A 23,810-nucleotide genomic window follows, 5' to 3' on the forward strand; every position below is an offset into this window, starting at 1 on the left:
GCGCGTAGTGGCGCGCCAGCGCGGCGCCGATGCCGCTCGACGCGCCGGTGATCAGAATGCGGGGCATGCGGCGGGTTACGCCGCCGCGCAGGGAAAGATCAAGGTCGGGAAGGGCTCACCGGCGGCGAAAGCCGCATCAAAGGTCCCGAAACGGCGATGTCGACACGGATCACGGCAGGGATCGGGTCAGTAGACCGGCGCCAGTTCCCCGTCCCGCTCGGCCGCCTCGCGGACAGCCCGGGCAGCCGCCAGCATCGAATCGGGCAGGGCCGATTCCATCCGCGGCACCGAGCCGGCAACCGCCCGGTCGATCGCCCCGGTGGAGAAGAAGCCGCCATTGACCTGGGTCCGGTGCAGCACGACCCGGCGGAAATCCGCCATCAGGTCCATCTCCGGCGGTGTCGGATTCCGCCAGAACCCGTCGAGGTCGCCCTGATGGGTCAGGCCGGCCATGTTGTAGATCGCGGTTCCGACCGCATGGGTCGGACAGCCCATCTCCAGGGACAGCATCCCCACCGTCGAGTTGACGATCACCACGCCGCGGGCGCCCTTGATCAGGGACGGGAGGTCGCCGCCGTCGATGAAGTCGAGCCGGTCGCTGACGCCGTGGCGGCGGGCCGAGGCGCGGGCGAACTTGCGCCAGTTGATCAGGCCGCTGTCCAGCGGATGCAACTTCACCAGGAGCCGTGTCGGCGCCGAGGAGGCGTCCGCGAACGACTTGATCACCCGGTCCATGAAGCCCTCGACGCCGAGGAACGGCGAGTGGACCCGGATCTGGTAGTCGCTGTCGAGCTGGAGCGGCAGCAGGAAGTAGTCACAGCCGACCGCCCGGTAGATCTCATCGCACCGCGCCGCCTCGCGACGGGTGTGGGTGCGCCGGGCGAACTTCTTGATCCAGCCCGCATATTCGGCGGCGATGTGGGTCGGTCGATGGCTGCGGAAATGGGGGAAGAGATAGGGAAACAGGACGTTGGCGAGGTTGTAGCCGACATCCCAGACGCTCCGGCGGGCCATGTCGCCGGTGGAGGGCATCGCCCGGCCGGGCTGCGGCAGGCGCCGCGCCAGGGCGCGGATCTCGGCCGCCGTCCGGGGCAGGGACGAGAAGCCGTTCACGCCACCGAGTTCGCAGGTGATCCAGTTCGGGCGGATGTAGCCCTCCTCGAACACGTGCACCCGCAGCCCACGATACTCGGCGATCATCCGGGCAGCCCTGTGGAACGGCCGGCAATCCCCGAACAGCACGATGTCGGTGACGCCCTCGCGGTCGAGATAGGATTCGAGGTATCGGCCCCAGGCCTCGCGGCGGCCGCGGTAATTGTCGGCGTCGCCGCTCCAGAACAGCCAGTCGCCGGGGCAGAGATTGATGCGCCGGACATTGTGCCCCCGCGCGCGCAGCGCCCGTCCGAGATCGGAGAAGAACGGTGTTGCGATACCCTGCAGGAAGAGGAAGGTCGCGGGGCGGTCGCGGAGGGCGTCGGAGGCGGTCTGTTGCATTCCGCGGCGCTTCTATCCTTGACCCAGGGCTGGACGAACCGAGCCCGCGAGAGACCTTGAGTTGGCACGGTGCCCGGCAGACCCGCAATCCGAGGCCGTGTCGCGGCATGGCGTTTCCGCATCGGCGTGACCCGTCTGCAACGGTCGCGCCTCTGCGGCTCAGCCTGGGATTAGGCGGGCAATCACGGCGACGATATGTCCAAATCCTTTCCAGGACGTGGCGAGCGTGTCGCCGGCGAAGGTTGTCCCCGCGTTGCACGGCCATCCCATGCCGGCGAAAATGCGCTACAGGCGGGCCAGCCCCTCGCCCGACCGGAGCCGGACGCACCCTCAATGGCCCCTGACCCGACCCTGTCGCTCTACGCGACCGGCCGCACGATCCGCCGCCTGCGGGCGGAGATCGAGGCCGCGACGGGCCTCGCCTTCGGGCCGGCGCGCGCCGGCGCGATCGGCGCGGTCTGGGGCGCAGGGAGCTTCGCCGGGCGCCTGYTCGCCCTGACCGGCCGGCGCCGTCTGACGGTCTCTCCCGGACCGATCCTGAGCCCGTACGACACGCCGGAGACCGGATTCGCATCCCTGCGGATCAGCCTCGACGGCGCCCCCCTCGGCGGGGAGGGCGGTGTCCACTACCTCGATCCCTGGACCCGGGACCCGATCGACCGTGCAGCCTGCAGCGAGCGGGTGGCGTGGCTCGCGGCCCGCTTTTCCGAGAACGACCGGCGGGTGGTCTATGTCGGGATGTCCCGCTGGAAGCGCCCCGCCCTCGACGTGCTCGGAGCCGGACCCGCCGGGCGGCCGGTCCACACCATGACCACCGAGGCGGCGGTCGCGGCGGGACAGCGCCATCGCGGCCGCGTCCTCGCCTGGGCCACCCGGGCACCGGGCCAGCTCGAGGAAGCCTGCACGAAGGCCGGGCTGCCGCTCGCCCGCGTGGAGGACGGGTTCCTGCGCTCGGTGGGCCTCGGCGCGAGCCTCCAGCCCGGCGCCTCCATCGTGGTGGACGACCTCGGCATCTATTACGATCCGCGCCGGGAGAGCCGGCTGCAGCGGACGCTCGCCGAGGCCGATTTCACCCCCGCCCTCGTCGCCCGGGCACGGCGCCTGCGCGAGGAGGTCGTGGCGCGTCGGCTCAGCAAGTACAATGTCGGCCTCGACGCTGCGGCGCTCGACTGGCCGGCCGGGCGGCGCGTCGTGCTGGTGCCAGGGCAGGTCGAGGACGACGCCTCGGTGCGGCACGGTTCGCCGCTGGTCCGCTCGAACCGCGCCCTGCTGGAGGCGGCACGCCGGCGCAACCCGGACGCGGTCCTGCTCTATAAGCCGCATCCCGACGTGGAAGCGGGGTTCCGGCCCGGCATCATCCCGGAGGCGGAGGCGCTCACGCTCGCCGACCGGATCGTGACCGGCATCAGCATCGTCGACCTCCTCGACCGGGTCCACCACGTCGAGACCATGACGTCTCTCGCCGGGTTCGAGGCGCTGATCCGCGGGCTGACCGTGGCGACGCACGGCCGGCCGTTCTACGCGGGCTGGGGCCTGTCGGAGGATCTCGCGCCGGCGGCCGATCGCGGCCGCCGGCTGAGCCTCGACGAGCTGGTGGCCGGGGCGATGATCCTCTATCCGCGCTATCTCGATCCCGTAGCGATGAAGCCGTGCAGCCCGGAGCAGCTCCTCGATCGCCTGAGCGCGGCCCGGGAGGCGGCCCCGCGCAACGCCCTCTCCCTCGGCCGGACGGCCCACCTGCTGATGCGCGCGCGCTACGGCCTGCTCAATCCGATCGTCCGGACCCTGCGCAGCCGGCGCGGCGTCGGTCGGGAGGCCGGAGGCGGCCCGCGGTAGGAGGGACGCCCCGGCGCGGACCCGGTTTCGCGAGTCTCCGACGTGACACCTTCGCTGTGACACCAAAGCGATAGCGCGGGCTGCTAGGGTCGACCCGCAGCAGTCCGCCGTTCGGGCCGCTTCTGATCATCCCGGATCAGGAACGGCTCGCAAATCCTTTCCCCCGCGCGCTGTTCCCAGCCGGTCCGCATCCCGGCGGGGAGCAGGCCCGCCCCACGTCGAGTGCCCGAGTCTTGACGACGTTCCTCATTGCCACCGGCCTCGCGCTCGCCATCTGCCTCGCCCTGGAGGTGTTCGCGGGCGACGCGATCACCCGGGCGAGCCGCGCGAAGCGGGATCTCGGCCTGCGCCTGCTCGGCTACCTGCTGATCCTGCTGTTCTGGTTCGCCTTCTCCTGGCGGCCGTGGCTCGCCGGGCTGACCTGCGTGATCACCGTGGCGATCCTCATCATCGTCAGCCGCGCGAAGCGCTCGGTGATCGGCGAGCCGCTGCTGTTCAGCGATTTCGCCCTGCTGCCCCAGGTGCCCCGCCACCCGCAGCTCTACTACATTCCGCCCCTGTGGGATCCGCGCATCGCCGTCCCGGTCCTGCTCGCCCTGGCGGCGACCGTGCTCTGGTACCGGACCGAGCCGAGCGTGCTGCCGGCGGCCACCCTCCCTCGCATTCTCGCCCTGCTCGGCCTGCCGATGCTGCTCTGGCTCCTGGTCAAGGCCGCGCCGCGGCCGCCACTCGCCCGGCTGATCGCCCGCTGGTTCCCGCGGCCCGATCTGGAGGCGGACGTCGCCCGGGTCGGCCTCCCGGCGAGCCTCCTGGGCTACACAGCTCGGGCGCTGGCGGGCGGCGAGCCGGAGCCGGCGGCGCCGACCCTGCCGCCCGGCCCGGGCGACGACGTCGTCGTGGTGATCCAGCTCGAGTCGTTCATCGATCCGGAGCGCCTGGGAGGCGCCAAGCTGCCGGTGATGGAGCTGTTCCGCACCCGCGCCGCGCAGTACGGACGGCTCGGGGTCCCGGCGCACGGCGCCTACACGATGCGCACCGAGCACGCGGTGCTCACGGGCCGTCCGTCCGACAGCCTCGGCTTCGGCCGGTACGACCCCTATACCGCCCGCAGCGGCGACGAGCCGACGAGCCTCGCGCGGCTCGCCCGCGGGCGGGGCTACGGGACCCTGTTCCTGCACCCGTTCCACCGGGACTTCTTCCGGCGCGCCCAGGTGATGGAATCCTTCGGCTTCAGCGACCTCGTGATGGGCGAGGCCTTCGCGGAGGCGCCGCGGGTCGGCCCGTATGTCGGGGACATCGCCCTCGGCGAGCGCCTCGTGGCGGAGGTGCGGGCGCGGCGCACGCCGCTGTTCCTGTTCTGCGTGACCATGGAGAATCACGGTCCCTGGAAGCCCGGGCGGCTGCCGGGCCTCGACGATCCGCAGGCGCAGTATCTCCACCACGTCGCCAATACCGGACGGATGGTGGAGGATCTGGTGGCGGGGCTCGGCGCCATCGCCCGCGAGCGGAGCCAGACCATCACGCTCTGCGTGTTCGGCGATCACGCGCCGTCGCTGCCGAGTTGCAAGCCCGGCTTCGGCGGGCGGACCACCGAGTACGCGCTGTTCCGCTTCGGCCATCCGGAGGCAGCCCCTCAGCGCATCGACATCACAGCCGACGCCCTGGGACGTACGCTGCGCGGGAGCCTCGCCCCGACGCCTGCGGACATCGCAGCCCGGACATGATAAGGTTAAGCTTGGGCGGCATAAGCGTGGCCGTGCCACGCTGGTGACGCATTGCGCACGGATAGCCCGGCCGTCCGCGAGGGCCGCCGCGAGTTCGGCGCGGCCGTTAAAGCGATCGCAGCGTTTGGCGGTCAAACTGGATGTCCCGGCCCGGGCCAGCGATGGCGCGGGGTCGGCGAGGAGAAGTCTCTGTGATGCTGCGTAAGACGGCGCGCACCGCCCTGATGGCCGCCCTGGCGGCAGGATCTGCCGGTGGTTGCACGTACCTGCCCGCGGCGGGTCCGACGGCGAGCGCGATCCAGGCCGGGGCTGAAGTGACCACCGCCGATGGCGGCATGCTCGCCCGCTACGAGATCATCGACGTCACCCCCTCGGTGGTCGAGGCCCTGCGCGGCCGGCCCCTGGACAGCCTGCTCGCCTCCTTCGGCGACCACCGCCCCTCCTCCGAGCCGGTCATCGGCATCGGCGACATGGTCTCGGTCTCCGTCTGGGAAGCCGGCTCCGGCGGCCTGTTCTCCGGRCCGCTGGTGGCCGACCGCTTCTCCGCCGGCTCCAAATCCGCCCTCATCCCCGAGCAGCCCGTCGGGCGCGACGGCGCCATCTCGGTACCCTATGCCGGCCGCATCAAGGTCGCCGGCCGCCGCACCCAGGACGTCCAGACGCTCATCGAGAACGAACTCGCCGGCAAGGCCATCCAGCCGCAGGTGCTGGTCTCGGTCACCCGGCCGATCAGCCAGGCGGTGACCGTCACCGGCGAGGGCGCCGCCGGCGCCCGCCTGCCGCTCTCGGGCCACGGCGACCGCATCCTCGACGTCATCGCCGCCGCCGGCGGCAACCGCGCCCCRGTCAACGAGACCTTCGTGCGGCTCTCGCGCGGGCCGCTCACCGCCACRGTGCCGCTGACCACGGTGGTGTCCAACCCCAAGGAGAACATCTACCTGCGGCCCAACGACGTGCTCACCCTGGTGCGCGATCCGCAGACCTTCATCGCGGTGGGCGCGCTGGGCAACAGCACCGAGTTGCCGTTCCAGGCCGACGGCATCACCCTGGCGCAGGCGCTGGCCAAGGCGCGCGGCCTGTCGGACTTCGCCGCCGATCCGGCGGGCACGTTCATCTTCCGGTTCGAGCCGGCCAGCGTGGTCCGCCGCCTCAGCCCAGGCTCGCGGCTGCTCGGCACGCCGCTGGTGCCGGTGGTCTACCGGATCGACATGCGCGACCCCAACAGCCTGTTCGTGTCCCAGGCGTTCCGCATGCGCAACCGCGACCTGATCTACGTGTCGAACGCGCCGTTCACCGAGGTCCAGAAGGTGCTCACCGCGTTCAACGGCGTCACCGGGCCGCTCGCCTCCGCGGCGACCGCCTACGCCTACGCCAAGTAGCCCCGGGTCGGACTCGGGCGGCGACGGAAAAAAATCGCGTTTCTCCGCGTCCTCGCGTATGGGCACTGGGTGCTGGACGGGATCGGGGCTACAGAGCCGCATCCCGCCCTTCCTTCTGACTGCCGCGCAAGGATGCCCAGAAAAGCCCGATGAAGATCGGACCTGTCGTCCCCGCCCGCGGGCCGCTTCGGCCCGCGCTGATCTCCCTGAGCCTGTGTCTCGCCCTCGTCTCAGCCGCCCCTGCGGCGGCCGACGTGGTGATCGGCGTGGCGGTCCCGCGGTCGGGTCCCTATGTGGCGGTCGGCGAGCAGGTGCTGCGCGGGGTCGAGGCCGCGGCCCGGGATGCCAACGCCATGGGCGGCCTCGATGGCCAGCCCGTCACCCTCGACGTTCAGGACGATGCCTGCGACTCGAACACCGCGGTGGCGGTGGCCAACCACTTCGTGCGCGCCAATGTCCGGCTCGTCGTCGGCCATGTCTGTTCGAACGCCTCGATCACCGCCTCCGACATCTACGCCCAGAACGGCGTCGTGATGATCACTGCGGCCTCGGTGGCGGCGCGGCTGACAGACCGGGGACTGCCGACCATCTTCCGCGTCTGCGGGCGCGACGACGATCAGGCGCGCCTGTCCGCCGCCGTGCTGGCCGAGCGGTTCCGGGACCGGAAGATCGCGCTGATCCAGGATCAAACCCCGGCCGCCCGCAGCCTCGCCGCCGCCACCAAGGACAACCTCAACCGCATCGGCGTCAACGAGGCGCTGTCGCTGTCGTTCTCGCCGAGCGATGCCGACGACGCCGCCCTCGCCGACCGCCTGAAGGGCGCGGGGATCGAGGTCGCCTATTACGGCGGGGATGCCACCGAGATGGGCCGCCTGGTGAAGATCGCGGCCGAACGCGGCTACCGCCCGCAATGGTTCGGCACGTCGGCCATCGCCACGGCGGACTTCGCCAAGATCGCCGGGGCAGCGAGCAACGGCGTGCTGATGACCTTCTACCTCGACCCGAGCCGGCAGCCCGCCGCCGCGGCCGTGGTGAAGGCGTTCAAGGCCGAGGGCGTCGATCCCACCGGTTCGACGATCTACGGGTACGCGGCCATGCAGGCCCTGGTCGCGGCCGGAAACTTCGCCCATTCCATCGAGCCGAGACCCATCGCCCAGGCACTGCACACGGAGCGGTTCGACCTCGTGCTCGGGACGGTCGGATTCGACGCCAAGGGCGACGTCACGGCCCAGGGCTACGTGCTCTACGTGTGGAAGGATGGGAGCTTCACGCCGGCCGGGAAGTGAGGGCGACGGCGCTCACAGCGCTTGCGCGGCCTCGACCTCGGCGCCGCGGCCCAGCCCGCGCAGCAGCTCGGCGAGATGGGGGCGGACCCGCAACTGGAGGGCATGYAGCCGCCGGACCGCGGCGCCGAGCTGCCCCTCCCGGTCGAGCATCGTATCGGCGAAGCCGATCATCCGGGCATTCGGCCAAGCCGGCTCGCGCAGGGCGTGGAGGCGCTCGACCAGCGCGGTGGCGGACGTGTCCGGCTCGGCCCGCGCGAGCAGGATCAGGAGCGCCGCGGTGGAGCGCGACAGCCCGTAATGGCAATGGACCAGAAGATGGCCGGCGCCGTCGAGCCCACGCCCGAAGTCGAGGATCGCCGCCACGTGTTCGGGCTCGGGCGGGACGAGGCCCTCTCCGGGTGCCAGGCAATCGTGGAAGTGGAGGGTCGTGCGGGCGTGGGCGCCGTAGGCCGAGAACGCCTCCGGCTCCGGCGTCCCGGGATCGAGCAGCGACAGGACATGGCTGATCCCGCGGTCCCCGTGGCCGGCAAGCTCCTCCAGGCCGCAGACGGTGTGCAGGGTGACGGCGGGCTCGGTTCGCATCCGCGGCGCCTAGCACGGGCGTGCGCCCGTTTCGAGGCGCGACGGAACTGCGCCGGCGCCCGCGGCTTTCGAGAAGCGGCACGGACGTGCTACCTGCGACCCCCGATCCCGCGCCGGCCGGATCGGACCTGCTCGGACGAGATGCCGTTGGACGAACCTCACCTCGCGCGATCCCCCTCGGTCGGAACGCGGCGCCGGAACCTGCTGACCGCGGGGCTCGGCGCGGCCGCGGCGCTCGCCGGGCCGCTCGCCGCCCCGGCCCGGGCCGAGGGCATCCCGGAGCTGCGCTGGCGCCTGTCCTCCGCCTACCCCAAGACCCTCGACATCCTGTACGGCGCCCCCGAGGCGCTCAGCCGGATCGTCGCCGAGGCCACCGACGGGCGCTTCCAGATCCAGGTCCAGGGTCCCGGCGAGCCGGTGCCGGCGGAGGGGCTCCTCGACGCGGTGGCCGCAGGCACCGTCGAGATGGGCCACGGGCCTGCGACCCTGGGCATGGCCAAGGATCCGACCTTCGCGCTGGCGACCGCGGTGCCGTTCGGCCTCAACGCCCGGGGTGCGTCCGCGTGGTGGCAGGCCGGGGGCGCGGCGGAGCTGTTCGCCGAGGTCTTCGTCAAGGCTGGCTTGGTCTGCCTCCCCGGTGGGAATACCGGCGCCCAGATGGGCGGCTGGTTCCGGCGCGAGATCAAGAGCCTCGCCGATCTCCAGGGTCTCAAGTTCCGGATCGGCGGCATGGGCGGCCAGGTGCTCGCCAAGTTTGGCGTCCAGCCGCAGGCGGTGGCCGGACCCGAGATCTACGCGGCCCTGGAGAGCAAGAAGCTCGACGCCGCCGAGTGGATCGGTCCCTACGACGACGAGCGGCTCGGCCTGCAGAAGGTCGCGCCCGTCTACCATTATCCCGGCTTCTGGGAGGGCGGCGCCATGCTGCACTTCTGGTTCAACGCCGAGAAGTGGAAGGCGCTGCCGAAATCCTACCAGGCGATCCTGCGGGCCGCTGCCGCCGAGGTCGGCACCGAGGTCCAGGCCAAGTACGACGCACGCAACCCGCAGGCCCTGCGCCGGCTGGTGGCCGGCGGCGCCCAGTTGCGGCCGTTCCCACAGGACGTCATGGAGGCCGCCCTCAAGAACGCCAATGACGTCTACGCCGAGATCGCCGCCAAGAACGCCGATTTCCGCCGCATCTACGAGGCGATGCGCAGCTTCCGCAACGAGGAATACCTCTGGTTCCAGGTGGCGGAATACACCTACGACAACTTCATGATCCGGGCGCGGGCTCGGGGCTAGTGCTCAGACGCCGTCACTGCGTCCACGCGCAAGAGCCCTAGATCTTTGTTGGCGCATTGATTTTTCCAGACTTCGCTGACGCGTTCGTTGGGATCGATGCCCTGGCGTCCGGCGCGGCAGCGGTAAGGGGAAGCCTGCATGTTCGGCACGTTGCGGATCGGGTTGGCTCTGCTCGGGGCGGCGCTCCCCCTCCAGGCCCGGGCACAGTCGGCCGCCAACCTGACGGCCCTGCGCGGTCTGATGCCGGTTGCACGGCTGCAGACCTCGCCGGAGGGGCGGGCGGCGCTCGACGCGAACCTGCGGGTCACCGGCAACATCCAGACCGGCGACCTCAAGCAGCCGACGCTCCTGCCGTTCCCCGAGCAGCAGCAGCTCGCCCTGCGGGATTGCTTCATCACCGACGGAAACGCGGCCGGCCTCGCCGACGGGCTCGGCACGACGCTCGCCCAGGCCTTTCACGCCAAGGCAGTCTATAAAGACTACAAGACCTTCACGAGCATCGCCTCGGCCGTGGCCAACTTGATCGGCTACACCAACAACGTGACCAAGTCGGATTCGAATTCCGGCAAGTACTTCTTCGCCAACGCCACCACGAACGGCAAGCATCCGGTCTCGACCGAGGCCGACGCGATCCTGGGCGACGGCGCCGTGACCGACGTGTTCGGCAAGGCCTACGACCGGCCGGCCGGCAGCCCCGGGGCCGACCGTTATGGCAATTCGCGCCCGTTCCAGACCCTGCCGCGCCTCCGGGCCTATCGCGGCACGGACTATTTCGGCGATCCGTCCCACAGCCTCGACTGGCTGCGCGGCCCGTCGCAGGATCTCGTCGACAGCCCGTCCTATCCGAGTGGCCACACCACCTACGGTTACACCGAGTCGATGGTGCTCGCGCTCCTGGTCCCCGAGCGCTACCAGCAGATGGTCGCCCGTGCGGCCGAGTACGGGAACGACCGGATCATCGTCGGGGCGCATTACGCCATGGATGTGCTCGGCGGCCGCGCGACCTCGCTGCACGCCCTGGCCCACCTGCTCGCCAACGATCCGGCCTATGTCGGCCAGATCCGGAAGAACCTGGCCGTGCTCGATAAGGCCAGCGCCGAGGCCGACAGGGCGGTGGGCGTGACGGACTATCGGGCGCTCCTGACGGACGCCCGCGCGGCGATGACCGAGGCGCTCAAGGCCGGCTGCGGCGACGCGGTCGCGGCCTGCGCCGCCCGGGATACGGGCCGGTTCAAGGATCCGGCCGCCAATGCGGCCTTCTACGCGGCGACCCAGACCTACGACCTGCCCGTGGTGCATCCGGAGGCGGCCGGCCGGCTGGAGGATGTTGCCAAGGTCGCCCCGGAGGCCGGCCACCTTCTCACCGCGGCCTTCCCGACGGTGTCGCTGGACGAGGCCAACGCCATCCTCACTGAGACGCAGGGACCGGGCGGCGGCTTCCTCGACGACGGCTCGGAATTCGGCGTCTATTCCCGCCTCGACCTCTACACCGCGGCCGGCAAGGCCGCGGCGCTGGCGGCGAGCCGGGCCGGGGCCAGCGCGACGCGCTGAGACGGGATCGACCCTACGTGGATCCGGCCAGGTTCCCCGGGTCTGCCGCCGCGCGGGATCGACTTGGGACGGCCCTTCAGCGCAACACCCCCTCGGCCAGGGCGCGCTGGATGCCGCGCACGTCGCTGCCCTTCTTGAGGGTGCGCTCGATCGGCTGCGGTGTACCCGACACCCAGATCTTGAGCTCGGCGTCGAGATCGAACGTCCCGGCGGTCTCGACCGAGAAGCGCACGATCGACCGATAGGGGACCGACAAGAATTCGACCTTGCTACCTGTGACACCCTGAACGTTGATCAGGATGACGCGGTGTTCGGTGAAGACGAAGACGTCCCGGATGATCTTGAATGCGAGGCGGGCCGTTTCACCCGCGATCAGAATCCCCTCGAGCCTGCGCTCCAGGGATGCAACATCGACCGCAGTGCCGTGGCCGAGCAATCCGTCCAAGAGACCCATGATCCGACCCGGTTCGCCTCGTCCCTCGCCGGGTGGGAGCTTGCCGCCGGGGACTGCCGCCGGCAACCGGACCCGGCTGGCGGCGTGACACGTCGCGGCAGCGGCGCCGTACGCCCGCAGGGTGCGTGTGCGCCGGGCGACATTCTCGAGGGCCAGCACCGTCCGTGCTGGCTTGCCGGTTTCGACCGCGGTGGTGCGCCTCGAAATAACGGCAACGCTATGAATTCGTCGGAACCGGGCCGCCCAGCGGCCGCCCCCTCGCTGGCGGCCCGGGCGATCGGGTGCGAACGCCGTCGGCGGCACCGTCGGCGTGAGGCCAGAAAATCGGCTCCGAGACCGAGCCGGGCCTCCCAACAGTCCCGACTGCCTCGTGAAGCTCTGTCTAGCCGCGGATATGCGCTCCGGTGACAGAGTTCGCCCAGCGCCCCTCCGGACAGAAAAAAGGCCACTCCCGAAGGAGCGGCCCGAAGTCTAGGGAGGAAACGCCCAAGAAGGGCTGCGGGAGGACGACGCCATCGCCATCCCGCGTTGCACAATCTGCGCCCTTGGCTGGAAAATTCAAGGGTATCAGGACAGCAGGGCTGTCCTTTTGTGCGCCCGCGCACGGATCGCCCGGCGGTTGTGTTGAAAATGTCGCAGATCCATGGACGCGGGCGAAACCTGCATTTCTCCGGCGCAGAGCCGTCGTTCGTCGGGCAAGTCCCTGATGTATCGCGATTTTGCCGGATGGAACCGTGATCCGATCGTGGGATTCGACTGCGGCTTCTCATCTGCATCGGCCGACGGGACGAATTTCCCGCCCGCGCTAACTCTCCGGCCAAGGTTTTGGCGCGACGCGTGAAGCAAGGGTCAGTGAGCATGGCGATCCAGGGCGAGCGGATCCGGGTCCTCAACGATGTGGAAGCGTGCGGAGACGGCGACTACGTCCTGTACCTCCTGCAGCAGGCCAACCGGGCCACATTCAACCCGGCCCTTGAATTCGCCATCGAGGAAGCGAACCGCCTCGATCTGCCGGTCGTCGCCTGCTTCGGCCTGCTCGACGGCGCCAGCGGCTTTCCCGAGGCCAATGCGCGGCACTACGCCTTCCTGCTCCAGGGGCTCGCGGACGCGAAAGTGGGCCTGGAGAAGCGCGGGATCGCGTTCGTGATGCGCAAGTGTTCCCCGGCGCGGATCGCCATCGACCTTGCCGAGGACGCCGCGCTCCTCGTGCTCGACCGCGGCTACCTCGCCATCCAGCAGGGCTGGTACCGGGAGATCACCGAGGCGGTGACGGCGCGGATCGTCCAGGTCGAGGGCGACGTCGTCGTGCCGGTGGAGACCGCATCGCCAAAGCACGAATACGCGGCCCGGACCCTGCGCCCGAAGCTGAACCGACTGTGGGATCCGTTCATCGCCGCGTTGACGCCGCGCAAGGTCAAGCGCACGGCCGATGCCCTCCGGCTCAAGAGTGCGATCGACGTCTCCGATCCGGAGGCGGTGCTCGTCGGGATAACGCTGGACCGGACGGTCGGGCCGGTGAAGCGGTTCGTCGGCGGCGAGACGCAGGCGCGCAGGCGCCTCAAGGCGTTCCTGAAGGACGGGCTCTCGGGCTACGGCGCCGGGCGCAACAAGCCGGAGGCCGCCGCCGCCTCGCACATGAGCCCCTACCTGCACTTCGGCCAGATCTCGCCGGTGGAGATCGCCCTGGCGGTGCGGGAGGCCAAGGCCGGCGACGACGACGACCGCGGCGCCTACCTGGAGGAACTRATCGTCCGGCGCGAACTCGCCATGAACCATGTGTTCTACACGGCGGGCTATGACGCCTACGACAAGGCCATCCCCGACTGGGCGCGCAAGACCCTGGCCGAGCACGCGCAGGACAAGCGTCCGTACGCCTACTCGGAAGACCAGCTCGCGGCCGGCGAGACCCACGACCGCTACTGGAACGCCGCGATGCGCGAGATGCGCGAGACCGGCTACATGCACAATCAACTGCGGATGTATTGGGGCAAGAAGATCCTCGAATGGTCGCCCTCGCCCGAGGAGGGCTTCGCCCGGACGCTCCGGCTGAACAACCGCTACTTCCTGGACGGGCGCGATCCGAACTCCTTCACCAACGTCGCCTGGGTGTACGGCCTCCACGACCGTCCCTGGCAGAAGCGCAAGATCTTCGGCACCGTTCGCTACCAGAGCGAGAACTCGCTCAAGAAGTTCGACGCCAAATCCTATGTGCGCGCGGTGGAGGATCTCTGCGCGGCGGAGGGATGAGGGCCGGTCGCCGCCATCGGGGGCTCGCTTCTCCGCACGCGGTCGCAGGGGCGACGCGCTGGTCTCACGCTGGCCGTGGCCATTTGTCCGACTCCGCCGCGGCATTCTTCCCCGGTCGACAGACATTCCGACGCACAGTTTTGTGAAGAAACGCTTTTCCGCCCGCGCTGTTTCGAGCTTACTTCCGGCTCTTCGCAAACGGCCGGACATCATCCGGTGACATCTCGCTCGCCGAGAGGCCGGATTGTGGATTTGCTTGCGACCGAAAGGAGGACGACGATGCGAATGAAGCTTGCAGGCGCAGCACTCCTCGCGCTCGGCACCCTGACGGCCACGGTCGGCACGGCGGAGGCCGCACAGGGCTGCGGTCCCGGTTTCCACCGGGGCTGGTCCGGTTGGTGCAAGCCGAACTGGCGCCCCTATGCTTACCGCCCGGTCTACTATGCGCGGCCGGTGGTCTACGGATGGCATCGTCCTTGGGCCTGGCGCCACGTCGGTTGGCACCGCCCCTGGGGCTGGCACCATCATGGCGGTTGGCGCCGGGCCGCTTGGCACTACGGCTGGTGATTGACTGAGCGACGGGGCCGGCCCGCGCGTGCCGGCCCCGTTCGACGCGAAGCGGCGCACCCGGCAGCCGGATCCGGCCGCGCGCAGGACGGGCCGTGACCTGGGCCTTTCCCGGACGGTTGCGCTATAGCGTCCGCAGTGACGGCGCGGACGAGTTGCTCTTTCATGGCCGAGATGCGGGACGACGTGCGGGAAACGAGGGATGCCCCGCCCCCGCAGCGCTCGCGCTATCACCGCTCGATCATGCGCCTGCGCTCGGCCTCGATGGAGGCCTACCCGCTCTGGCGGGGCCGGCTGCTGTTCCTGGCGGGCGGCATCGGCGTCGGCCTCGCCGCGGTGCTGATGGCGAAGGGAGCCGACCTCGCGCAAGACGGCTTCCGGCGCCTCATCGCCCCCTCGCCGCTGATCGCCCTGCTGCTCACCCCGGCGGGGTTCGCCCTCGCGGCGCTGCTCGCCCGCACGGTCTTCCCGAATTCGCAAGGGTCTGGCATCCCGCAGGTGATCGCCGCCCGGCACGCCCGGGACGCCCGGTTCCGCTACTCCCTGATCTCGCCGCGGGTAGCATTCGGCAAGGTGATGGTGCTGTTCCTGGGGCTGCTGTGCGGTGCCTCGGCGGGCCGCGAGGGGCCGACCGTGCAGGTCGGCGCGGCGATCATGGCGGCCTTCGGGCGTCTGACCCCCGAGCGCCTGCCCGGGCTGCTGCTCGCGGGCGGTGCCGCGGGGGTCGCGGCGGCCTTCAACACGCCGCTCGCCGGAATCGTGTTCGGCATCGAGGAACTGGGCCGCGCCTACGAGGCGCGCTCCTCCGGCCTGATCGTGGCCGGGATCGTGGCCGCGGGCCTCACGTCCCTCGGGCTTCTGGGCAACTACACCTATTTCGGCACGACCGATGCCGGCCTGCCCTTGGCGTCGGGCTGGATCGTGCCGCTGGTCGCCCTGGTCGGCGGTCTCGCGGGGGGCCTGTTCAGCCGCCTCGTGATCCTGTTCGCCCGCGGCCTGCCCGGAGGCGTCGGGCGGCTGATCCGGGGGCGGCCGGTGATCTTCGCGGCGGCCTGCGGCCTGTGCGTCGCCCTGTGCGGCCTCGCCTCCGGGGGAACCGCCTACGGGACCGGCTACGAGGAAGCCCGGGCGATCCTCCACGGCGATGCGGCGGCCGGCTGGAGCTACGCGCCGCTGAAATTCGCCGCGACCGTCCTGAGTTCGATCAGCGGCATCCCGGGCGGCCTGTTCGCGCCGTCCCTGGCGGTGGGAGCCGGCCTCGGCGGCACGGTCCACGGCCTTTTGCCGGGCATGCCGGTGGGCGCCCTCGTGCTGATCGGGATGGTGGCCTATCTCACGGGCGTTCTGCAGGCGCCGATCACCAGCTTCGTCATCGTCACCGAGATGACCCAGAACCACGCGATGGTGATTCCCCTGATGGTGGCCGCCCTCCTGGCCGACGCCGCCTCGAAGGCCGTCTGCCGGGGCGGCCTCTACCATACCCTGGCGGAGATCATGCTGGAACGCGCCGACGCGCCGGCGCAGCCGGTCACGAAGACCGCCTGACCGCACGTAAGAATATAAGCGGCCCGGGCGGGACTCTGCGGAACGGTCTCGCTTGGCGCCGGTTGAGCCAGCAGCGACAGGCCCCGCGGCGGGGCACAGCCGGAGTTCGACGCCATGACCCTCCTGAAATGGGCTCTCATCTGCTTCGTGATCTCGCTGATCGCCGGCGGTCTCGGCTTCACCGGAATCGCCTCGGGCGCCGGCTCGCTGGCGCGCATCCTGTTCGGCCTGTTCCTCGTGATCGCCATCGTGATCGTGGTGATCGCCTTCGCGGTCGGACAGGCGGTGTTCTGAGGCCGACCCGGTGCAGGGCACGGTCTGCCTCGTTACCGGGGGGACCGGCGGCATCGGCTACGAGACGGCGCTCGGCCTCGCGCGCCTGGGTGCGCGGGTCGCCGTCATCGGGCGCGACGCCGGAAAGCTGCGGGCCTGCGCCGGGAGGATCCGCGCCGGAGTCCCCGGCGCGGTCGTCGATGTGCATCAAGCGGATCTCTCTGCGCAGGCCGAGATCCGCCGACTCGCCGCGACGCTGCGCGAGACCTATCCGCGCCTCGACGTGCTGGTGAACAATGCCGGTGCGATCTTCGACCGCCGTACGCTCACCGTCGACGGCATCGAGCGCACCTGGGCGCTCGACCACCTGGGCTACGTGCTGCTGACCCTGGAACTCCTCGACACCCTAAAGGCGACCGCGGCGGCCGGGGGCAGACCGCGGATCATCAACGTCGCCTCCGCGGCCCATTACCGGGGCCATATCGACTTCGACGACATCGAGGGCGCCCGGCGCTACCGGGCCATGGCGGCCTACGCGCAGGCCAAGCTCGGCAACGTCCTGTTCACCTACGCCCTGGCCCGGCGCCTGCGCGACAGCGGCATCACGGTGAACGCCGTGCATCCGGGGGTCGTCAACACCGGCTTCGCCAAGAATACCGGCGGCCTGCTCGGGGGCGTCTGGTCGCTGATGCGGCCCTTCCTGATCACGCCCGAGAAGGGGGCTCGGACCTCCCTCCACGTGGCCAGCGCCCGGGACCTCGACGGCGTCACCGGCCTCTACTTCTCGCATTCGAAGCCGAAGGCGTCCTCGGCCGAGAGCCGCGACGAGGCGATCCAAGAGCGGCTCTGGGCGCTGAGCCTCGCGCAGGTGGGGCGGCGCGGCTGAACGGCTCCCACGCCTCGGGTGAGGGTCGACGTGCGGGCCATCCTGGACCCGTCGCACCCGCGTACCGGGATCGGAGCAGGGCTGGCCTACGCCCAGACGGGCGAGCCTGGGATACCGCGTTCGGCGTGCGTGAATTCGTGGGCAGGGCGGCAACTCGACCCAAAACCGGTTGAAAGTCCAGAACGGCGCTGCGACGAAATAATCTGCGGGTCCGCACGCACGATAACGGCCTCCGGCGCGATCTTTCTTCTCCAAACCGCACCCGCGAGCCCTGCGGACGAGCGCAGGTGCGGGATCGTCCCCGTCAGGCCGCCGCCCGTACCCTGTGGTCGCCGTGCTGCTGGATCTCGATGAACACCCGGGTCACGTCGGGGCTGCGCTCCTTCAGCGCCCGGTCGAGGCGGGTGACCAAGTTTTCGACATCCCCGGCGCTGAGGTCGTCGGCCATGTCGATGCTGAGATTGACCAGCACGTCGGACGGGCCGAGGTGCTGGGTCAGCACCTCGTTGATGTGGAGCACGCCCGGCTCCCCGCGGGCGAGTTCCGTGATCGCCGCGACGACCTCGGGATCGGCCGCCTCGCCGATCAGCAGGCCGTGGGTCTCGACCATCAGGAAGGCCGCCATGCCGACCAGCACGAGGCCGATCCCCACGGAGGCCCAGCCGTCGAGGCTCGGCATCTCAAGGATGTGGGACAGGGCGACGCCCGCCAGCGCGATCACCAGGCCGATCAGGGCGGCGGCGTCCTCGGCGAGCACCGTGAACAGGGTCGGATCCTTGCTGCGCCGGATCGCCCGCACGGCCGAGTGCTTGCCCTTCTCGGCCCAGAACTGGCGCATCGCCACGAAGAAGGACGTGCCCTCCGCGACAATGGCGAAGCCGAGGATCGCCACGTTCACCCAGATGCCCGGCAGCCGGTAGCCGAACAGTTCGGCATCTACGTCCGGCTCGGGATGGCGGATACGCTCGACACCCTCGTAGATCGCGAAGAGACCGCCGCCGAGGAAGATCATCAGGGCGACGACGAAGGCGTAGAAATAGATCTCGCGACCGTAGCCGAACGGGTGACGGGCATCGGCCGGCCGCTCGGCCCGCTTCATGCCGACGAGCAGCAGCACTTGGTTGGCCGTGTCCACCACCGAGTGCACGCCTTCGGCGATCATCGCGGTCGAGCCGGTCAGCGCGCCGCCCACGAATTTCGCCACCGCGATGGCGAGGTTCGCCCCGGCCGCCGCGTAGATCGCCCCCGTACTCTCGTGCGCCATCCGGTCCTCCACGCGCGCCGCCCCCGGACGGGCGCACCCTGTGACTCGCCGGGATGCCCCGACCCGGCTCGGCTCGACGGCCACCGCGGTGCAAGCGTCGCGGCACGCCCCAGGTTCCCGTGTGGACGTGGGCCGGCGCCCCGTGCAACCTGCCGCCCCTCACGTCTTGCCGGAGGCAGCATGGCCGACGCCCCCTACGACCCCGACAACATCTTCGCCAAGATCCTGCGCGGCGAGATCCCCTGCCACCGTGTCTACGAGGACGACCAGACGCTGGCCTTCATGGACGTGATGCCCCAGGGGGAGGGCCACACCCTGGTGATCCCGAAGGCGCCGGCGCGGGGCCTGCTCGATGCCGATCTGGCCTCGCTCGCGGCCCTGACGGCGAGCGTTCAGAAGGTCGCCCGGGCCGTGAAGGCGGCGTTTCACGCCGACGGCCTGACGGTGTTCCAGTTCAACGAACCGGCCGGCGGCCAGACGGTCTTCCACCTGCACGTGCACGTGGTCCCGCGGCGCGAGGGCGTGCCGCTCAAGCGCCATGAAGGCGGGATGGCCGACAACGCGGTGCTGGCCGCGCATGCCGCGCGCATCCGCGCGTCGCTCGAAGGCCAGAGCTAAAGCAGAGTCGGCCGCTCAGGCCGCACTCGCCGAGTCGCCCGGCTGTGCCATGCTGGCGAGCAGCCGGCGCAGGGCGGCGTTCTCGCCTTCCAATTCGCTGACCCGTCGCAGCAGCATGGCCAGGGACGCCTCGGTCGCGGCCGGATCGGGCGCGGTCGCCGCCGGAGCGGCGGCACGGGACTGCTTCTCGAAGGTGACGCCGATTCCGTCCTCCCGGCGCCAGCGCAGGGTCGCCCGGTAGGTCCGGTCCTTCTGCGGGATGTACAGGTCGAAGGCGTCCGGCAGCGTCGTGGCGTCGCTCATGACGAGACGCGCCCCGGAGGAGGACATGTCGCGCACCAGGCAGTCGAAGCTCGACGACCCGTTGTTGAAGACGATGCGCCCCTTGAGGAAGACCCTCTGGCGCGTCTCTCTGCGATGCTCCGACATGCGCGCGGTTCCGAAACGCCGACGATGCCACCAATCCTGCACGGCAGCCCTTAAGGAATCTTCGTCGCAATAGCGGAATCGAGGTCTATTGCGCGGCCGGATATCGAGAGGTCTGTTTACCGACGGATTCGCCTCCGCACGGGACGCCCATCCGTGTCGCCGAACGCCCGGATGGCGCCGCCGCGCGGTGATCCCGGCCCGGCCGTGTCACGCACCCGGGTATTCCGCCTATGCGATGAACCGCCGGTCTACGGTCTGGAACAGGTAGAAGCCGTTGAAGCGCACGGCCGTGTCGGCGGCGCGGCCGTCGAAGTCCAGGGGCTGCTGGCTGCCGTCGCAGAGCTTGCCGCCAAACGTCCACCGGCCGGCACCGATGAAGGGCGGGACGGTGCTGGCCTCCGGCACAGCACAGCAGAGGCCTTCCTCGCCCTTGAGCTGGAACAGGTTGTAGCTTCGCATCCGAAGTCCTCCGCCTGGCCGCCCTCGAAGCCAATATTCCCAGTACGAGATCCTGTACTGCGATGAATCGGCTTGATCGTGCCCATAATGGCACAATCGGTCGAGTTTGTGTCGGTCAAGTTTCAGGGACGTTTCGGTTCAGCTCCTCGATCCAGATGCGCGCCGAGCCGTCCGAGGGCGCCCGCCAGTCGCCCCTGGGCGAGAGGGAGCCGCCGGCCGAGACCTTCGGCCCGTTCGGCAGCGCCGAACGCTTGAACTGGCTGAAGCCGAAGTAGCGGGTCAGGAACACGCCGAGCCAGTGCCGGATCTCCGGCAGACCGTAGGCGACCCGCTTGGCTGCGGGGAAATCCGGCGGCCAGGAGCCGCGCTCCGTGTCGCCCCAGGCGTGGAGCGCCAGGAAGGCGATCTTCGAGGGCCGGAACCCGTAGCGCAGCGTGTAGAACAGGTTGAAGTCCTGCAGGGCATAGGGGCCGATCGTGGCTTCCGTGCTCTGGGGGCTGTCGTCCTGGTCCACCGGCACCAGCTCGGGGGAGATCTCGGTGTCGAGCACCGCCTGGAGGGTCCGGCTCTCCTCGGGGCCGACCTCGCCGGTGCCGATCACCCAGCGGATCAGGTGCTGGATCAGGGTCTTGGGTACGCCGGCATTGACCGCATAGTGGCTCATCTGGTCGCCGACGCCGTAGGTGCACCAGCCCAGCGCCAGCTCGGAGAGATCGCCGGTGCCGATCACGAGGCCGCCCGCGTGGTTGGCCAGGCGGAACAGGTAATCGGTGCGCAGGCCCGCCTGCACGTTCTCGAAGGTCACGTCGTAGACCGCCTCGCCCCTGGCGAAGGGGTGGTGCATGTCGGCGAGCATCTGCCGGGCGGCCGGGCGGATGTCGATCTCGGCGGCCGTGCAGCCCAGCGCCTTCATGAGGGCGTGGGCGTTGGCCTTGGTGGCATTCGAGGTGGCGAAGCCCGGCAGCGTGTAGGCCAGGATGTCCGACCGCGGATAGCCCAGGCGGTCGAAGGCTTTGGCGATGACGATCAGCGCGTGCGTCGAATCCAGGCCCCCCGAGACGCCGATCACCGCCTTGCGGGTGCCGGTGGCTTCCAGGCGCTGCGCGAGGCCCGCCACCTGGATGTTGTAGGCCTCGTAGCAATCATGCGCGAGGCGCGTCGGGTCGGCCGGCACGAACGGGAAGCGCTCGATCCGCCGGACCAGCCCGAGATCGGCCTCCGGCGGGTCGAGCCGGAACGGGATGCGGCGATAGGCGAGGGCGTGGCGCCGCGCATCGTCGTCGAAGCTCCCAGCCTGGAGACGCTCCTGGGCGATCAGGTCGAGGTCGATGTCGGCCAGCGTTGCCACCGGCCCGTCCGGGAAGCGCTGGCCTTCGGCGAGGCGCACGCCCAGCTCGTCGATGCTAGTCTGGCCGTCCCAGGACAGGTCGGTGGTCGATTCGCCAAGGCCCGCGGCGGCGTAGACATACGCGCAGGCGCCGCGCATCGCGGCGGCCCGCGAGAGGAGCGCCCGCGATTCGGCCCGGCCGACGGTGATCGGGCTGCCCGAGAGGTTCGCCAGAACGGTGGCGCCCGCCAGGGCGGCGCGCATGCCGGGCGGCTCCGGCACCCACAGGTCCTCGCAGATCTCGACGCCGACCACGAGGCCCGGCAGATCCTCCGCCGGGAACAGCAGGTCGGTGCCGAAGGGCGCCTCGTGATCGGCGACCCGGATCGTCTCACCCACGATGCCGGCTCCGGAGGCGAAGTGCCGCTTCTCGTAGAACTCCCGGTAATTCGGCAGGAAGGTCTTCGGCACGACGCCGAGCAGGCGTCCGCCCTGGATGGCGAGGGCGCCATTGTAGACGCGGTGGCGCCAGCGCAGCGGTGCGCCGACAAGCAGCAGCGGCCGAAGATCGGCCGATTCGGCGATCACCCGGGCCGCCGCCGCCTCGACCGCGTCCAGCAGGGTCTGCTGGAGCAGCAGGTCCTCGATCGCGTAGGCCGAGAGCCCGAGTTCGGTGAAGACCGCGAGCGCCGCCCCCGAATCGTGGCAGGTCCGGGCGAGGTCGAGGATCGCGTCGGCGTTTCGCGCGGGTTCGCCCGGATGGCTGCGGCCGGTGCAGGCCGCCACCCGGGCGAAGCCATGGCGATAGAGGGAGCGGAAGCGCGCCGGTCCGGCCGCGCGAGAATCGGCAAGGGAGAGGGCAACGGATAGGGAAGGTGGCTGGGTCACGGGCACCTGTCCGGCGGCGGAGGCTCTCAGCCTAATATGGGCCGCTCCGATGCTCCAGCGATGCGGCCCATGGTTTCCGGCCGATGAGCCCGCGACAAGCCTCCGTTAACGACGAATGGCTAACTCAGGGACAGCCGCCGCGCGTCGGCGGATCCCTGTTTCGAGTATCGTTCGAGAACCCATGCGCGCATCGGGACGGCCTCCGTACTCCCACCGTGATCCCGCCCGCCCGGTCCGCGGCGGCGACCGCTCGGGTCTCTCCCTGGGAGCCCTGGCGCACCGGCTGATGGCGCTCCGTGCGAGCCTCACCCGCCGCCTGTCCGGCTCCCCGGCCGGGCTACCCGCACGTCCGTCCTACGGCGTCCCGGGACGCCGGGCGGAACCGAGCTGGCTCACCGCGCCCGCCGCGATGGTCGGCCGCGAGGCGTCCGAGCGCGCCCCGCGCGCCGCAGCCCCCGAGAATCACTGGCCGGCCCAGGTCTTCGACGACCGGGCGAGCCTCGAGGCGCTCGATTCGCCGGCCTTCGAGAGCCGGATCGACCGCAGCGCCTCCTCACCGGGGGTCTTAGTACGCCAGCCGCGCCGACCCGCCGCCATCGCGCCGGAGGGCGTCCCGGCCGATGGGCCGGTCGCCGCCCCAGTCGTGTCCGCCGCGCCGTCGGCGGTGCGCTGGACCCGGACCCCCGATTCGGTGCTGCAGGAGCGCCGCCAGCGCGCCCTGGAGGCGGAGCGCGTCGCCCTGGAGCGCGCCCGCTCCGAGGCGCAGGCTGCGGCTCTGGCCCTGGAGACCGAGCGGGCCGCACGCGAGCAGATGGAGCGCGTGCATGCGGACCGCGCGCGGCACGCCGAGAGGGACGCCGAGGGGGAGGCCGAGCCAGCCACCGCGGCCGTTCTGCCCGATGCCGGGCCGGACGCCGAGCCCGTGCCGCTGTGGCGTCAGCCCTTCGTCGCCCCGCCGGGCGTGCGCTTCTTCCGGACGCCGGACCGCCGCCCCGTCCGGCCCGCCGTCGAGCTGGCCGCGTCCACGGCGGTGATCGCCCCGGTCCTGGTCGCGGCGGCGGAGTCCGAGATGACCGCCGCCCCCGTCGCGGCCCCGGCCCGCGACTGGTCCGAGCTGCCGGACTGGTCCGAGGTGCAGCCCTGGTTCGACGGTGGCGACTGGTCGTCGGTTGAGGCCTGGGCCGCGCTCGAGCCCCAGCCCGCCGCGGCCGTGCCGGCGACCGAAGGCGTCGCGGCACAGGCCGCCTCCGACGAGCGCTTCGTTTCGATGCCCCTCGACGTCTCGCATGTGCGCTCGCTGCCACCGCGGCCGGTCTATGTCCTCGACCGGCTGGTGCGGTTCGACCAGCCGCCGCGCCCGGCCGACGGGCAGGACAACGGCACCGTGGCCGCAACCGTCCAGCGGTCCGACGAAGCGGCCGCGATCCGGAGCGCCTTCCTGCYGCCCGTCGCGACGCCGACCGTGCCCGCCCTGCCACTGGTCTTCGGCCCCGGCAGCCCCGCGGCCGCGCCTCCGGCCACCGAGGCGCCGCGTCGCGCGCCGGTCCTCAGCGCCATGGCGGCGCGGGCGGCGATCCGTGCCGGAGGCCAGCCGAGCCCCGTTCCGCCCGCGTCCCTTCCCGTCGCCGCGCCGACTGCGGAACGGGCCGAGGCCGAGCGGGTGGTGATCCCAATGACCCCGCGCCCGGTCCTGCTCCGGGGCAAGCTCGCGCCCCAGCCG

The 23,810-nt window shown here is 70.8% G+C and carries 20 protein-coding genes; 13 read left to right on the forward strand and 7 right to left on the reverse strand.

Annotated features, from left to right (window positions below; translation table 11 throughout):
- Positions 1-186: 186 nt before the first annotated feature.
- The gene (locus AC1DXK_RS23590; protein ID WP_457108677.1) at positions 187-1,494 is read right to left on the reverse strand and encodes a capsule biosynthesis protein; all 1,308 of its coding nucleotides are present in this window, start codon (positions 1,492-1,494) and stop codon (positions 187-189) included.
- A gap of 333 nt (positions 1,495-1,827) precedes the next feature.
- On the opposite strand from AC1DXK_RS23590, the gene AC1DXK_RS23595 reads away from it, so the two are divergent.
- From AC1DXK_RS23595 to AC1DXK_RS23610, 4 genes are all read left to right on the forward strand, one after another.
- Positions 1,828-3,330, forward strand: coding sequence for a capsular polysaccharide export protein, LipB/KpsS family (locus tag AC1DXK_RS23595; protein ID WP_477299293.1), 1,503 nt, complete (start codon positions 1,828-1,830; stop codon positions 3,328-3,330).
- Positions 3,331-3,563: 233 nt separating this feature from the next.
- Complete coding sequence (locus tag AC1DXK_RS23600; protein WP_457108675.1) at positions 3,564-5,054, forward strand: LTA synthase family protein; 1,491 nt, start codon at positions 3,564-3,566, stop codon at positions 5,052-5,054.
- 194 nt (positions 5,055-5,248) lie between these two features.
- Positions 5,249-6,433 carry a polysaccharide biosynthesis/export family protein gene (locus tag AC1DXK_RS23605; RefSeq protein WP_477299296.1) on the forward strand — a complete coding sequence of 395 codons (1,185 nt, stop codon included), beginning with the start codon at positions 5,249-5,251 and terminating at the stop codon, positions 6,431-6,433.
- 149 nt (positions 6,434-6,582) lie between these two features.
- Positions 6,583-7,719, forward strand: a complete 1,137-nt coding sequence (locus AC1DXK_RS23610; protein ID WP_457108296.1) for a branched-chain amino acid ABC transporter substrate-binding protein — start codon at positions 6,583-6,585, stop codon at positions 7,717-7,719.
- 12 nt (positions 7,720-7,731) lie between these two features.
- Here the strand turns inward: AC1DXK_RS23610 and AC1DXK_RS23615 are convergent, their stop codons facing one another.
- Positions 7,732-8,301, reverse strand: a complete 570-nt coding sequence (locus AC1DXK_RS23615; protein ID WP_457108295.1) for a tyrosine phosphatase family protein — start codon at positions 8,299-8,301, stop codon at positions 7,732-7,734.
- A 147-nt stretch (positions 8,302-8,448) separates the two neighbouring features.
- Between AC1DXK_RS23615 and AC1DXK_RS23620 the strand changes: the two genes are divergently transcribed.
- A complete protein-coding gene (locus AC1DXK_RS23620; protein ID WP_477299298.1) occupies positions 8,449-9,582 on the forward strand; it encodes a TRAP transporter substrate-binding protein in 1,134 nt (377 codons plus the stop codon).
- Between the two features lie 138 nt (positions 9,583-9,720).
- Positions 9,721-11,133, forward strand: a complete 1,413-nt coding sequence (locus tag AC1DXK_RS23625) for a phosphatase PAP2 family protein (RefSeq protein WP_477299300.1) — start codon at positions 9,721-9,723, stop codon at positions 11,131-11,133.
- A gap of 76 nt (positions 11,134-11,209) precedes the next feature.
- Here AC1DXK_RS23625 and AC1DXK_RS23630 read toward each other — a convergent pair whose 3' ends face one another.
- A complete protein-coding gene (locus AC1DXK_RS23630) occupies positions 11,210-11,587 on the reverse strand; it encodes a PH domain-containing protein (RefSeq protein WP_457108307.1) in 378 nt (125 codons plus the stop codon).
- Between the two features lie 858 nt (positions 11,588-12,445).
- On the opposite strand from AC1DXK_RS23630, the gene AC1DXK_RS23635 reads away from it, so the two are divergent.
- The 5 genes from AC1DXK_RS23635 to AC1DXK_RS23655 all read left to right on the forward strand — a co-directional run bounded on the left by AC1DXK_RS23635 (position 12,446) and on the right by AC1DXK_RS23655 (position 17,105).
- Positions 12,446-13,834: a deoxyribodipyrimidine photo-lyase gene (locus tag AC1DXK_RS23635; RefSeq protein ID WP_457108306.1), complete on the forward strand. Its 1,389-nt coding sequence runs from the start codon at positions 12,446-12,448 to the stop codon at positions 13,832-13,834.
- A 279-nt stretch (positions 13,835-14,113) separates the two neighbouring features.
- Positions 14,114-14,401 carry a GCG_CRPN prefix-to-repeats domain-containing protein gene (locus AC1DXK_RS23640; RefSeq protein WP_457108292.1) on the forward strand — a complete coding sequence of 96 codons (288 nt, stop codon included), beginning with the start codon at positions 14,114-14,116 and terminating at the stop codon, positions 14,399-14,401.
- A gap of 165 nt (positions 14,402-14,566) precedes the next feature.
- Positions 14,567-15,946 carry a chloride channel protein gene (locus AC1DXK_RS23645; RefSeq protein WP_477299303.1) on the forward strand — a complete coding sequence of 460 codons (1,380 nt, stop codon included), beginning with the start codon at positions 14,567-14,569 and terminating at the stop codon, positions 15,944-15,946.
- 114 nt (positions 15,947-16,060) lie between these two features.
- Entirely contained in the window at positions 16,061-16,240 is a 180-nt protein-coding gene (locus AC1DXK_RS23650; RefSeq protein ID WP_043351142.1) for a DUF1328 domain-containing protein, read from the forward strand.
- Between the two features lie 10 nt (positions 16,241-16,250).
- Positions 16,251-17,105, forward strand: coding sequence for an SDR family oxidoreductase (locus AC1DXK_RS23655; RefSeq protein WP_477299305.1), 855 nt, complete (start codon positions 16,251-16,253; stop codon positions 17,103-17,105).
- A gap of 304 nt (positions 17,106-17,409) precedes the next feature.
- Here the strand turns inward: AC1DXK_RS23655 and AC1DXK_RS23660 are convergent, their stop codons facing one another.
- Complete coding sequence (locus tag AC1DXK_RS23660; RefSeq protein WP_457108289.1) at positions 17,410-18,369, reverse strand: cation diffusion facilitator family transporter; 960 nt, start codon at positions 18,367-18,369, stop codon at positions 17,410-17,412.
- A 180-nt stretch (positions 18,370-18,549) separates the two neighbouring features.
- On the opposite strand from AC1DXK_RS23660, the gene AC1DXK_RS23665 reads away from it, so the two are divergent.
- Entirely contained in the window at positions 18,550-18,987 is a 438-nt protein-coding gene (locus AC1DXK_RS23665) for an HIT family protein (protein WP_457108288.1), read from the forward strand.
- A gap of 15 nt (positions 18,988-19,002) precedes the next feature.
- Here AC1DXK_RS23665 and AC1DXK_RS23670 read toward each other — a convergent pair whose 3' ends face one another.
- The 3 genes from AC1DXK_RS23670 to AC1DXK_RS23680 form a co-directional block, all read right to left on the reverse strand.
- Positions 19,003-19,416, reverse strand: coding sequence for a PilZ domain-containing protein (locus tag AC1DXK_RS23670; protein WP_457108287.1), 414 nt, complete (start codon positions 19,414-19,416; stop codon positions 19,003-19,005).
- A 228-nt stretch (positions 19,417-19,644) separates the two neighbouring features.
- Entirely contained in the window at positions 19,645-19,875 is a 231-nt protein-coding gene (locus tag AC1DXK_RS23675; protein WP_457108286.1) for a hypothetical protein, read from the reverse strand.
- 115 nt (positions 19,876-19,990) lie between these two features.
- Entirely contained in the window at positions 19,991-22,090 is a 2,100-nt protein-coding gene (locus AC1DXK_RS23680) for an NAD(+) synthase (protein WP_457108285.1), read from the reverse strand.
- 181 nt (positions 22,091-22,271) lie between these two features.
- Between AC1DXK_RS23680 and AC1DXK_RS23685 the strand changes: the two genes are divergently transcribed.
- Positions 22,272-23,810 (forward strand): DNA polymerase III subunit gamma/tau domain-containing protein (locus tag AC1DXK_RS23685; protein WP_477299309.1); only part of this gene is annotated, 1,539 nt, incomplete at its 3' end.

It is taken from the genome of Methylobacterium sp. P3_A11 (genome assembly GCF_056403155.1).